The sequence below is a fragment of the Citrobacter sp. MGH105 genome, assembly GCF_001037485.2.
GTDB classification, from domain to species: Bacteria; Pseudomonadota; Gammaproteobacteria; order Enterobacterales; family Enterobacteriaceae; genus Citrobacter; species Citrobacter portucalensis.
Genome location: NZ_CP073048.1, coordinates 1,158,154 through 1,170,342 on the forward strand (window position 1 = coordinate 1,158,154; position 12,189 = coordinate 1,170,342).

11 protein-coding genes are annotated in these 12,189 nt (G+C 51.7%); 2 read left to right on the forward strand and 9 right to left on the reverse strand.

Going from position 1 to position 12,189, the window contains the following annotated elements; translation table 11 throughout:
• Positions 1-103 precede the first annotated feature (103 nt).
• Both luxS and SK35_RS05495 read left to right on the forward strand, forming a co-directional pair.
• Positions 104-619 (forward strand): S-ribosylhomocysteine lyase, encoded by a 516-nt coding sequence (gene luxS / locus SK35_RS05490; protein WP_003037312.1) that lies wholly within the window; start codon positions 104-106, stop codon positions 617-619.
• Between the two features lie 345 nt (positions 620-964).
• Positions 965-2,335, forward strand: coding sequence for a carbohydrate porin (locus SK35_RS05495; RefSeq protein ID WP_008785614.1), 1,371 nt, complete (start codon positions 965-967; stop codon positions 2,333-2,335).
• A gap of 48 nt (positions 2,336-2,383) precedes the next feature.
• Here SK35_RS05495 and emrB read toward each other — a convergent pair whose 3' ends face one another.
• The 9 genes from emrB to proV all read right to left on the reverse strand — a co-directional run bounded on the left by emrB (position 2,384) and on the right by proV (position 11,865).
• Positions 2,384-3,922 (reverse strand): multidrug efflux MFS transporter permease subunit EmrB, encoded by a 1,539-nt coding sequence (emrB, locus tag SK35_RS05500; RefSeq protein WP_003825966.1) that lies wholly within the window; start codon positions 3,920-3,922, stop codon positions 2,384-2,386.
• A 16-nt stretch (positions 3,923-3,938) separates the two neighbouring features.
• Positions 3,939-5,111, reverse strand: a complete 1,173-nt coding sequence (gene emrA, locus SK35_RS05505; protein WP_003825968.1) for a multidrug efflux MFS transporter periplasmic adaptor subunit EmrA — start codon at positions 5,109-5,111, stop codon at positions 3,939-3,941.
• A gap of 129 nt (positions 5,112-5,240) precedes the next feature.
• Positions 5,241-5,771 carry a multidrug efflux transporter EmrAB transcriptional repressor EmrR gene (gene emrR, locus SK35_RS05510; protein ID WP_003037300.1) on the reverse strand — a complete coding sequence of 177 codons (531 nt, stop codon included), beginning with the start codon at positions 5,769-5,771 and terminating at the stop codon, positions 5,241-5,243.
• 90 nt (positions 5,772-5,861) lie between these two features.
• On the reverse strand, positions 5,862-6,197 hold the full coding sequence (gene ygaH, locus SK35_RS05515) for an L-valine transporter subunit YgaH (RefSeq protein ID WP_048215696.1): 336 nt from the start codon (positions 6,195-6,197) through the stop codon (positions 5,862-5,864).
• Positions 6,187-6,924: an AzlC family ABC transporter permease gene (locus SK35_RS05520; protein WP_003825971.1), complete on the reverse strand. Its 738-nt coding sequence runs from the start codon at positions 6,922-6,924 to the stop codon at positions 6,187-6,189. Before SK35_RS05520 ends, ygaH begins: the two co-directional genes overlap by 11 nt.
• A 122-nt stretch (positions 6,925-7,046) precedes the next feature.
• Positions 7,047-8,231, reverse strand: a complete 1,185-nt coding sequence (locus tag SK35_RS05525; RefSeq protein WP_048215697.1) for an MFS transporter — start codon at positions 8,229-8,231, stop codon at positions 7,047-7,049.
• 190 nt (positions 8,232-8,421) lie between these two features.
• The gene (gene proX / locus SK35_RS05530; RefSeq protein WP_048215698.1) at positions 8,422-9,417 is read right to left on the reverse strand and encodes a glycine betaine/L-proline ABC transporter substrate-binding protein ProX; all 996 of its coding nucleotides are present in this window, start codon (positions 9,415-9,417) and stop codon (positions 8,422-8,424) included.
• A gap of 188 nt (positions 9,418-9,605) precedes the next feature.
• Positions 9,606-10,670, reverse strand: a complete 1,065-nt coding sequence (gene proW / locus SK35_RS05535) for a glycine betaine/L-proline ABC transporter permease ProW (RefSeq protein WP_008785611.1) — start codon at positions 10,668-10,670, stop codon at positions 9,606-9,608.
• The gene (proV, locus tag SK35_RS05540; protein ID WP_003825980.1) at positions 10,663-11,865 is read right to left on the reverse strand and encodes a glycine betaine/L-proline ABC transporter ATP-binding protein ProV; all 1,203 of its coding nucleotides are present in this window, start codon (positions 11,863-11,865) and stop codon (positions 10,663-10,665) included. Before proV ends, proW begins: the two co-directional genes overlap by 8 nt.
• Positions 11,866-12,189: the final 324 nt, after the last annotated feature.

Below are 12,189 nucleotides of genomic sequence, written 5' to 3' on the forward strand. Positions count from 1 at the left end.
AAAACAGGGATGATGATAACAAATGCGCGTCTTTCATATACTCAGACTCGCCCCGGAACAAAGAGTTCAGATTATTTTTAAAAAATTTATCGGAGGTGGCTAAATGCCGTTGTTAGATAGTTTTACTGTCGATCACACCCGGATGGAAGCTCCCGCGGTCCGGGTTGCAAAAACGATGAACACCCCGCATGGCGACGCAATCACCGTGTTTGATCTGCGTTTCTGCATTCCGAACAAAGAAGTGATGCCTGAGAAAGGTATCCATACGCTGGAACACCTGTTTGCAGGTTTTATGCGTAACCACCTTAACGGTAACGGCGTTGAGATTATTGATATCTCTCCGATGGGATGCCGTACTGGCTTCTACATGAGCCTGATTGGTACGCCGGACGAACAGCGTGTAGCCGACGCGTGGAAAGCGGCAATGGCGGACGTGCTGAAAGTACAGGATCAGAACCAGATCCCGGAGCTGAACGTTTACCAGTGCGGTACGTATCAGATGCACTCTCTTAGCGAAGCACAGGATATCGCGCGTCATATTCTGGAGCGTGATGTACGCGTGAACAGCAATGAAGAGCTGGCGCTACCGAAAGAGAAACTGCAGGAACTGCATATTTAGTCTTATTGATTAGCTGTTCCAGTATTTAAATTAACCCCGGTTTATGTCCGGGGTTTTTTATTGCTTAATATAATGTGCGTTTATTATATTTGCGGCGAGAATATATTTTAATTTAAATGATGCCTGACCTGTTAAATAATAAAATGTGATCTGGCAAGCAGAAAGAGGTGGATAATTAACGATGCCAGAGTGTATTGATCACATAAACTAAAAAACATAAATAATTAATAGAAAAACATAATGGAATACGCCAGATATCCGGGTAATAACAAGACTCTTTTAATAGCCGGTAGATAGGGTTTTTATCAAATCTTATCTGGTATACATTAAACTTTAGGGATGAAAATGAAGGCTAAATATTTGGCGCTGATGATCGGTGCTTGCTTTTCTCATAACCTTTGGGCAGCAAATAATATCACTATTGAGCAGCGTCTGGCTGAACTGGAGCAACGTGTTGTTAATGCCGAAAAACGGGCATCCGATGCTGAGGCACAAATTCGCTCACTGAAGCAGCAGCAGGTCGCCGCTACGCCGACGGTGAATGTCCAGTCTGCCGAGCCGATTGCAGCAGGTGAAACTCCGCCTAAGCTGACATTATCTGGCTTCAGCGATATTAAGTTCTATGGCGATGTCGAATTTAATATGGATGCGGCAAGCCGTTCCGGTAGCCTGACATCGACGAGAACGTCAGCGAATAAAGATTGGGCACCAGGAACCAATGAACGCTGGGATATTAACGGACGCCTGTTGCTGGGCTTTGATGGCTACCAGCGGCGGGACAACGGTAATTTTGCAGGGTTCTCGGTACAGCCTCTGGCGGACCTGACCGGAAAAATGAACCTCGATGATGCCGTTTTCTTCTTTGGTCGTGAGAATGACTGGAAAATTAAGGTTGGTCGTTTTGAAGCCTACGATATGTTCCCGCTGAATCAGGATACGTTTGTTGAATATTCGGGGAATACAGCGAACGATCTCTACAGTGACGGTTACGGCTATATCTATATGATGAAAGAAGGACGGGGACGTAGCGACAGCGGGGGTAACTTCCTGCTGAGCAAAACCATCGACAACTGGTATTTCGAAGTTAACACATTGCTGGAAAATGGCAGTACGTTATATACCGAGAAGCAGTACCACGGAATGGATTTAACCAACGATAAAAACGTGGCTTACGTCCGTCCGGTTATCGCCTGGCAAAATGGGCGTTTTTCAACGGCGATAGCGATGGAAAGTAACGTCGTTAACAACGCCTACGGTTATTACCAAAATGGGACGTGGATCGATCAGTCAGATCGTACGGGCTATGGTTTTACCATGACCTGGAATGGTCAAAAAACGGACCCGGAAGATGGCGCAGTGATTAACCTGAATACCGCCTATATGGATGCGACCGATGAGACAGATTTTACCGCTGGGGTGAATGCGTTGTGGCATCGATTTGAACTGGGTTATATCTATGCGCATAACAAAATCGAAGCTTTCAATGCTACCAATATCGATGCCGTTTGTGAGGACGATTGCTGGATCACCGATCCCGGCAATTATGACATTCACACTATTCATGCCTCATATTTATTCCCCAATGTGATGGATATGAAAAACTTTAACATCTACCTCGGTGCCTATGCTTCATGGGTAGAGGCCAATCCGAATAATGGTGATAACAGCGAAGATGCGCGTTACGGCGGGCGTCTGAGATTCAAATATTACTTCTGATTGTAGGTCTAATAAAAAAGGGATCCGCAGATCCCTTTTATCAGATAGTTAGTGTGCGCCACCACCGCCGCCGCCCGCACCGAAGGGCGGTTTGGCGAACCACACCAGGCCAAGCAGGACCAGGAAGATCCCCGCCGACATCCAGAAGATTTCGTTAGCGGAAATAATCAGCCCCTGATTAGTGATCTGCTGAGCTATCCAACCTGAAGCCTGCTGGTGCGTCATCCCTAAATCCTGCAGCTTATCGTACATAGCCTGTGCATTTGGGTTGTAGGGGTTAACAGATTCCGTTAGCTGAGCATGGTGCAGCGACTCGCGGTTTGTCCACATTGTCGTCGTAATCGATGTGCCAATGGAACCTGCCAGCGTTCGCGTAAAGTTCGACAAGCTGGACGCCGCCGCCAGACGCTCTGGTGGTAAGCCGGACAGCGTAATGGTGGTTAGCGGCATAAAGAAGCAGGCTACCGCGAACCCCTGAATAAACTGCGGCCAGGCCGATGCGCCAAAGTCCATACCCGGCTCGAACGTCCACGCACGCCAGTAGAAACAGACGGCGTACATAATAAAACTGAACGTTACCAGCCGACGCATATCCAGCTTGTGCGCGAAGCGGCCGATAATCGGAGACAGGATCACCGGAATCACCCCAACCGGCGCTGACGCCAGACCAGCCCAGGTTGCTGTATAGCCGTATACCTCCTGCAACAGCTGCGGCAGCAGGACGATTGCGCCGAAGTAAAGCATATAGGCCAGGCTGATACACAGGCAGCCGATGGTAAAGTTGCGCGACTTAAACAGCGAGAGATCGACAATGGGGTGCTCGTCGGTAAGCTCCCAGACGATCAGGAAGCTGATAGCAACCACGGCAACCACAGTCAGGATGATAATCTCCTGCGAGGCGAACCAGTCCAGCTCTTTGCCGCGGTCGAGCATAATCTGCAAACTGCCGATACCGATGACCAGCAGTGCCAGACCAATGGCGTCAATGCGCCGCTGCTCGGTTTTGGTTTCCCGACCGCGCAGGGTTTGCAGTGTCATCAATACCACCACAGCCCCGATTGGCACGTTGATAAAAAATATCCAGCCCCAGTGATAGTTGTCGCTGATATAGCCCCCAAGAATAGGACCACATATCGGGGCAACAATCACCGTCATTGACCATAGCGCGAGGGCGATGGAACGCTTGGCGGGTGGATAGTTATTCAGCAACAGGCTCTGTGACAGCGGAATTAATGGACCGGCGACAATACCCTGGATTACGCGGAAGAAAATCAGCATGTTCAGGCTGGTGGACATCCCGCATGCCCATGACGCAATGACGAAGGCGATAGTTGACCACATAAAGAGTCTTACTTCGCCAAAGCGTTTTGCCAGCCAGCCGGTGATCGGAATAGAGATAGCGTTCGCCACCCCGAATGAGGTGATCACCCAGGTCCCCTGGCTCAGTGAAGAGCCGAGGTTCCCGGCGATAGTGGGGATCGCCACGTTAGCAATGGTGGAGTCCAGCACCTGCATGAATGTCGCCAGGGACAGCGCGATCGTCATAATGACGAGCTGCGCGCCTTCCAGCGGTTTTTGCTGTTGCATCACACGCACCTTTGAATTAACCCGCGTTGGCCCGCACGATCTCTTCGATCATCTTATTGACCGGAGCAAGGTTGATTTCACGTGCATTACTTTCTGATACCGGCGTGGTGCGAACCTGGCTTGCCAGAATTTGTCCGTCACGATTTGAGGTGTCTACCGTAACCAGCGTAGACAAACCAATACGTAATGGATGCTGTGCCAGTTGCTGCGCATCCAGTTCGATACGTACCGGCAGACGCTGGACGACTTTGATCCAGTTGCCGGTTGCGTTTTGCGCTGGCAGCAGGGAGAAGGCGCTGCCCGTACCCATATCGAGACCGACAACTTTACCGGTATATTTTACGTCATCGCCGTAAATATCGCTGATAACGGTCGCCGGTTGGCCGATACGCATGTGCGCGAGCTGTGTTTCTTTGAAGTTGGCATCTACCCACAGGTTAGTGGCCGGAACAACCGCCATCAGCGGCGTGGTTGGGCTAATTTGCGCACCAGGCTGTACGGCGCGACGGGATACATAACCGGTCATTGGGCTGACAATTCTGGTACGTTCCAGCGCCAGCCAGGCATTGCGCACTTCGGTGGCAGCCTGTTGCACAGCGGGCTGATCTTCCAGCTTGCTACCCAGAATCATCGCCTGGTTAGCATTATATTGTTGGATCGCGACATCAAGCTGGGCCTGAGCGCTGGCGACGGCATCACGAGCGTGTTGCAGCTCTTCGCGGCCAATCAGGTTGGCATTACCCAGCGGAACTCGGCGATTAAAGTCGCTTTGTGCCTGCGCCAGTGCGGTTTTCTGCACTTCAATACTTGCCTGTAACTGCTTGCTGTTGATCATCAACTGGTGCGTCTGACGCACGCTGGAAGCCAGCGCAGTTTTGGCTTTTTCAAATGCCTGCTTTGCGTCTGTCTGGTCGAGGGTGACCAGCACATCGCCTTGTTTTACAAAGTCAGTGTTATCAGCCCAGACTTTCGTCACGCTGCCTGATACCTGAGCCATGATTTGAACCTGGTTCCCTGCCACGTAAGCATCGTCTGTCTCTTCGACATGACGAAGTACTAAAAACCAATAAATCCCATATGCCACGGCAATGATAATAAAGAGCAAGGTCAGAAGGAGCAGCATACTTTTACGTTTGCCATTCTTCTTGACCGGTTGCTGCGGGGTTTGAGTCTCCGCATTTGCGCTCATGTTGTTCTCCACGATCTTATTTTTTTCACATCGGCTGAGCCGACCTGTTTATCAGACAGGCCAGCAGTATGCGTGCTGGCCTGTCGGTTTTTTCATTTATAAATCTGGATTTCTGAGCGAGTCGGCGCGTTAGCGCAGCGCTTCTAACACCGCGCCATCCTGCTCCATCTGATCAAGACGGGTCAGAAGTTTACGGGTAATTTGCTCAAGCTGATCTTTTTCGGTGGTGCTAAGAGACGACCAGAGCTGATGCAGGCAGTTATGCTGAGGCGGTAACACCTCTTGCAAAAATGCATGGCCTTTCTCGGTCAATTGCAGATGCAGACAGCGGCGATCGTTATCGCTTTCACGACGTTCGATCCAGCCACGTTTTTCTAACTCATCCGCAATGCGGGTAGCGTTAGTGCGTGACGAGCCAAGCGCACAACTCAGTTCAGAAGGCTGAATACTGTGGTTTTCCTGAGACTCCAGCGTAATCAACGCCATAAACAACGTCTCGTTAATCCCTTGAGCTTTCAGCATCTTATTGCGGTTTTCCAGCAGCTTGCCCTGCATGTGCATGCATAGGCGGGTCAGAAGCACTTCCTGATAAGGGAACTCTTCGTAGCGGCTGGCGCGAAATTTTAGCATTTGTTCAATGGGCGTAAACGAACTATCCATTTGGGTATAACCTCATTAATTTCAGCCGATATAGTAACGACAGTGACAAATAAAGTAAATGTATTATTTATTTAAAATGATTGTTTTTATCTATAAGACAACCAGCATTTTCCAGGCTAATCCATAGCCCAGAGCACTCAGTAACGTTGGAATGATGATGCTGCGGGTCTTATAGAAGCTTGCGCCCAGTATGACAAACCCCACCAGCGTAGGCACGAACCGACGAGCGTCGTGCATAACTTCTGGTGCGGTAGACACCACCAGCAGGGCGCAAATAGATGCAATGCCAATAGTGTCGAGTAGTATGCCCGTCGCGCCGTGCTTCGTCGGGCGAACATTGCCTACCCCAAGACGGAGCGGCAAATAACGAAAACAGTAATTAACGCAGCCGACCAACAGGCCAAGTAGCAGAACCTCATAGCTCATCAGGACCTCCCTGCCAAAATGACTGGATGAGCGCCGTCAGGCATCCGCAGACAATACCTGCAAGGATAGCGGCAGGTATGGAAAACAGCATGACGCCAGCCAGCGCCCCGGCCAGGGAGGCAGTCACGCAGAGCGCTTGTTTACGTTGGAATGACGCGAGCAGGAAGCTCATAAACAGCGCCGGGAGCATGAATCCCAGTGCCGCTTCAACCGCCGGGTAATCCTTGAGTAAACCACTGCCGGAAAACGCGCCGATCACCGTACCAAACACCCAGGAGGCCCAAGAGCACAGTGCGATGCCGATCATCCAGTTTTCACTCCAGCGCCGATTATCCCGGACCAGTTTTGCCGTTGCGGCGGCAAAGACTTCATCGGTAAGGCCAAAAGCCCAGAGTGCACTTTTGGGTTTACTCAGTCGCTGGGCTATTCGGCTGCGCAGGGAAGGGCCGTACAAAACATGACGGACATCCATGGCCATGACGGTAAGGGCGGCGACCCACAGCGAACTGCCCGCAGCGAGCATGGTGGTAATGACAAACTGGCTGGCTCCCGCATAGATAATGCAGGAGAAAAAGACGCTTTCAACCGGCGTAAAGCCAAGGCGAGTGGCATTGAGACCAAATGCAAAAGCGACCGGAATATAGCTGATGACTATTGGCAGGCTGTCTTTGAATCCTTCCGTTAACGTTGCCGAACAGGATTCAGACTGGGGTACAGGGCTTTCCATAGGGTTATAGGTTTCATTACCGAAATTAATATAACTTGGTTCAATGAGTTATAACCTTAGCAGACTGATGGGCTCCTTAACACCCTGTGGAGCCCAATCAGCGGTAAACATGCGCTATACGCTTAATTTACGGCTTCCTGACGGTGAAAACCTCGCCACCAGACCACCAGGTTGAGTACGGCAACGGTCGTACCCGCCAGACAAACGCCAGCCCACCCGGCATGCTGCCAGGCAGAGGCTGAAATTAGCGAACCTGCCGCTCCGCCAATAAAATAGCTGGTCATGTATCCGGCGGTCAGGCGATTACGCGCATCCGGATGAATGCGATAGATAACCGTCTGGTTGGTGATGTGTACTCCCTGAACGGTGAGGTCCAACACCAGAATACCGATAATCAGCATGGGGACTGAAGTGTGCCCAAACCAAATAGCAAGCCAGGAAAGCAGCAGTAAGAGCAGCCCCATGGTTGTGGTCAGGTGGGATTTACCTTTATCGGCAAAACCGCCCGCAGGACGTGCGCCTAACGCCCCTGCGGCACCCGCCAGACCGAACAGACCAATCATTCCTTCCGAATAGTTAAACGGCGGCGCGGCGAGCAAAAACGCCATCGAGGTCCACAGGATACTGAAATTGGCAAAAGTCAGGCAGCCCAGCATCGCGCGGGTACGCAGCAATTTATCGTGAATAAACAGGCTGAATACCGAGCCTAACAGCTGAGGATAGTTAAGATGAGTATCGGATTTCATCTTCGGCAGGCCGCGCCACAGCGCAACCGCCATCAGCGCCATTAATACTGATGCGACCCAAAATACGGTGCGCCAGCCGCCAAGATTCGCCAGTAATCCCGCCACGGTGCGCGCCAGCAGAATACCCAGCAGCAGGCCGCTCATAATCGTGCCGACAACCTTCCCGCGCTTGTCCGGTGTGGCAAGCGTTGCCGCCAGCGGAACCAAAATCTGTGCCACTACCGAGAACAACCCGGTCAGAGCGGTGCCGAGAATCAGCATACCCAGCGACTGGCTGCTGGCGGTGATCAGCATGCCGCCAGCCGCGAGCAACGTCATGGAGACAATCAGCATCCGACGTTCAAACATATCGCCGAGCGGCACTAAGAACAGCAGGCCGGCAGCGTAGCCGAGCTGGGCCGCAGTGACGATAAACCCTGCAGTACTGGCAGATAGCGAAAAGTTGCGCGCGATGGTGTCGAGCAGCGGTTGCGCGTAATAGTTACTGGCGACGGCAAGGCCGGTGGCGATAGACATTAACAGGATCAGCGAAGGGCTAAGTCCCTGAGTGGTTTTCGTCATGGTTTTCAACTGAATAATGGGTTGCAGAAAACAATCATAACGGAAGTGATTAACTGTTGCTGATTTGTTGAGTGATGGATTGTGCGATTGGGGGAGGGAGGATAGGCCGGATTAGGTGCATCGCGCCACCATCCGGCATTTATGCGGTTACAGGCCTGATGGCGCTACACTCATCAGGCCTGCGAGTGGGTTATTTCTGCGCGGCCAGCGCTTCGTTCACCCAGCCGTCAAACTGCTGCTGGTGGGCTTTGATCCAGCCGTCAACGTGACCCTGTACGTCGGCTTCAGACGCTTTCCCGTCGTGCATCATTGCGTTCTGCGCGTTGATATCCGCCAGCGGCAGCTTCATGATGGCAAACAGTTTCGCCGCAGCCGGGTTTTTCTCCGCCCAGGCTTTATTGGCGACAATATGCATAGTGTTCACCGGGAAGCCGTAGTTGGCGCCGTTTGGCAGTTTGGTATCAATATCTTTCTGCTCGCCTGGCAGGGAAGAGAACGGCACCTGCAGCCAGACCACATCTTTACCTGGTTTCATGACGTCGCTCACCCAGTACGGTGTCCAGGTGTAGTAAAGAATGGGTTTACCTTCTTTGAAGCGGGTAATGGTGTCGGCCATCATCGCCGCATAGTTACCGTGGCTGACCTCGACGGTTTTTTCCAGATCGAAAGCTTTGTTCTGGTGGTTGATTACTGCTTCACAGCCCCAGCCCGGTGAACAGCCCATCATATCGGCTTTTCCGTCACCGTTGGTGTCAAAGATTTTGGCGATCTTCGGATCTTTTAACTGGGCGATATTGGTGATTTTATACTGCTCAGCGGTTTTCTTGTCGATCAGATAACCCTGCGCGGCACCCGTAACGAATACCCCCTCGCGATAAAACTTTTTGTCTCCGCCCGCAGCGGCGTACATATCATCATGCAGCGGCTGCCAGTTCACGGCGGTAAAAGTTGCATCGCCAGAGGCAATGGAGGTATAGCCGACGTTGTAGTCAACTTCGCTGGTTTTGTTAACGGTGTAACCCAGTTTCTCCAGCGCACGGGCGACTAACTGCGTCTGGAAGGATTCTTCAGAGATAGTGCTCTGGATTGGCTGTACGGTGATGCCTTTGCCCGGCAGGTCGGCAGCGAAAGCGCTGGTGGAGACAAGGGTGGCAAACGCTGTGGCAATAATTACTTTCTGTCGCATCGTTGTTCCTTATTACACTTCATCCTTCAAGCGGCCTCTTTGTTGGCTGCACTCATGCACCCCAGTCACGTACTACTTGTACGCTCCTGGAGATACATTCGTTTGCCGCCGCGATGCAACTTGAATGATTTTGTGTAAGTTAATGAATTGTAAGCCCGGTAAGCATGCGTCACCGGGCAACGGGTGTATTACTTCGTGAAAGGGCGAGTGATAAGCCCAATGGGACCGGTGGTATACCAGCGACGGTTGCCACGACTACGCGAGTCGCGACCGACGGCCTGCGTCAGGCGGTCGAGAATGATAGCGAGGATCACAATCCCAACCCCGCCGACGGTGGCAAGCCCCATATCCAGACGACCGATTCCGCGCAGAACCATCTGGCCCAGTCCGCCGACGGCAATCATCGATGCGATGACGACCATTGAGAGCGCCAGCATCAGCGTCTGGTTAACCCCAGCCATAATGGTGGGCATTGCCAGCGGGAGCTGCACTTTAAACAGCATCTGACGCGGGCTGGCGCCAAACGAGCGCGAGGCTTCAATCAGATCGGCTGGCACCTGGTTAATCCCCAGAATAGTCAGACGCACGATTGGCGGCAGGGCGAAGATAATCGTCACCACTACGCCCGGGACGTTACCAATACCGAACAGCATGACAATCGGCACCAGATAGACAAACGCGGGTGTGGTTTGCATGGCGTCCAGCAGCGGGCGAACAATTTTTGCTGCCCGTGGACTGCGCGCCAACCAGATCCCCATCGGCAGACCGATAACCACGCAGAACAGCAGCGCGGTCAACACCAGCGCCAGGGTTATCATGGCCTGCGACCACGCGCCGATGGCACCGATGGCAATTAAGGAAATCAGCGTAGCAACGCCCATCCCCACGCCGGAAATCTGCCAGGCAATCAGCGCGAACAGGATAATCGCTACCGGGGCTGGCATACCTAACAGCAGCTGTTGAAAGCCGTTGAGAATGTAATCCACCGGGACACGAATGCCCTGGAAGACCGGACGGAAATGGGTAACGACCCAGTCGATCCCCTCTGTGACCCAACTGTCCAGCGGGATCAGCGTTTTATGGAACGGATCCATAATATTGAAATGCTCTGGTGCCGGCGCGGGTGCGCTGGTCAGCCAGTCCGCGCCACCACCGTCAGTGGGTGCGCCTGATGGCGTACTCCAGGCATCAGCATTTTGTGCGGCACTATCGGCCGCTGGTGTGGTGTCCCACGGATTAGTTTGATCAGCCATTGTTTACCCCCTCACGATCTAAAGCCTGTAACAGCATGCGTTTTGAAATGACGCCCACATACTGCTGTTCCTCATCTACAACCGGCACCGCGCACGGGGCCTGACCGACATGAGAAAGCAACTCGCTGAGAGGGGTTTGTGCATCTACGGCTAACGGCTCATCGATCAATGCCGCTTCAATACCTTGCGCCTGACTTAACGCTGTTTTTAATGAGTCGATAGAGACAACGCCAACGAATTTATTGCCGCGTTCGATCACGTAACCATATTCGCGATCTTTGTCCTGCAATAATTGCAGCGCAGAACGTGGACCCACCCCGGGGTTTTTACGAATCAAACCTTCAGGACTACGGCGTGAAATATCTTTCGCGCTAAAGACCTGGCTAATATCGACGCCACGGAAGAAGGTGCGTACATAATCATTGGCCGGATTATTCAGGATTTCATCTGGCGTGCCGACCTGGACCACTTCACCGTTTTGCATAATGGCAATTCTGTCGCCAATACGCATGGCTTCGTCGAGGTCATGCGATATAAAGACCACGGTACGTTGATGCTTCGCCTGTAGTTTTACCAGTTCATCCTGCATCTCAGTACGAATTAATGGATCGAGGGCTGAGAAGGCCTCATCCATTAATAAGATGTCAGGGTTAATGGCTAATGCGCGGGCGAGGCCTACACGCTGGCGCATCCCCCCGGAAAGTTCATCCGGGTAGCCGTGAGCATAATTCTCCAGACCAACCTGACGCAGTGCATCTAACGCTTTTTCACGACGTTCATCTGCACCTACGCCGGCTAATTCCATGCCAAATGCCGTATTGTCGAGAACCGTCATGTGCGGCATCAGGGCAAAGGACTGGAACACCATCGCAATCTTTTTTCTGCGCACCTCGCGAAGCTCAGCATCGGATATCCGGGCGATGTCTACGCCGTCAATCAATACCTGTCCGCGGGTGGGTTCAATCAGGCGATTGAGAAGGCGTACCATTGTGGATTTACCCGAACCGGATAATCCCATGATGACAAATATCTCGCCTTCTTCAATGGCCAGACTGGCGTTCTTAACGCCAAGCGATAGCCCCGTTTTATCCAGAATCTGCTCTTTTGAAAGTCCTTTTTCAATATATTTGAAGGCTCTCTGGGGATGCTCTCCAAATATCTTATAGAGATTTTTAACTTCTAATTTAATTGCCATGCAATAGAATGATTCCTGTTATTTGTTTATATCGATATATTACCTGATGGAAATAGTGACCTTTTTCTACCCTAACATACTGAGAATCTGAGACAACCCTGAATTTGGTTGTGGCATGAATATTGCCAAAGGCCAAGTGGCGGGACTTCCCGTGATATAAGGGCTGAGCGCGAATGTGAACGGGGTAATATTTTTTGTAAATGGCAATGAAAAATCGCCTGAATTGCTGGAATGCAGGCGAATAATGCGGCTGATATTGAGTGTAGATCACACAATTATATTTGCACGACAAAAGTGTGATCCTGTTAAAATATTTCCGCGAAA

Coding starts and splice junctions, on each gene's coding strand:
- proX (WP_048215698.1), bottom strand. CDS start 9,417: ATGCGACAGAAAGTAATTATTGCCACAGCGTTTGCCACCCTTGTCTCC.
- SK35_RS05495 (WP_008785614.1), top strand. CDS start 965: ATGAAGGCTAAATATTTGGCGCTGATGATCGGTGCTTGCTTTTCTCAT.
- proV (WP_003825980.1), bottom strand. CDS start 11,865: ATGGCAATTAAATTAGAAGTTAAAAATCTCTATAAGATATTTGGAGAG.
- proW (WP_008785611.1), bottom strand. CDS start 10,670: ATGGCTGATCAAACTAATCCGTGGGACACCACACCAGCGGCCGATAGT.
- emrB (WP_003825966.1), bottom strand. CDS start 3,922: ATGCAACAGCAAAAACCGCTGGAAGGCGCGCAGCTCGTCATTATGACG.
- emrR (WP_003037300.1), bottom strand. CDS start 5,771: ATGGATAGTTCGTTTACGCCCATTGAACAAATGCTAAAATTTCGCGCC.
- emrA (WP_003825968.1), bottom strand. CDS start 5,111: ATGAGCGCAAATGCGGAGACTCAAACCCCGCAGCAACCGGTCAAGAAG.
- SK35_RS05525 (WP_048215697.1), bottom strand. CDS start 8,231: ATGACGAAAACCACTCAGGGACTTAGCCCTTCGCTGATCCTGTTAATG.
- luxS (WP_003037312.1), top strand. CDS start 104: ATGCCGTTGTTAGATAGTTTTACTGTCGATCACACCCGGATGGAAGCT.
- SK35_RS05520 (WP_003825971.1), bottom strand. CDS start 6,924: ATGGAAAGCCCTGTACCCCAGTCTGAATCCTGTTCGGCAACGTTAACG.
- ygaH (WP_048215696.1), bottom strand. CDS start 6,197: ATGAGCTATGAGGTTCTGCTACTTGGCCTGTTGGTCGGCTGCGTTAAT.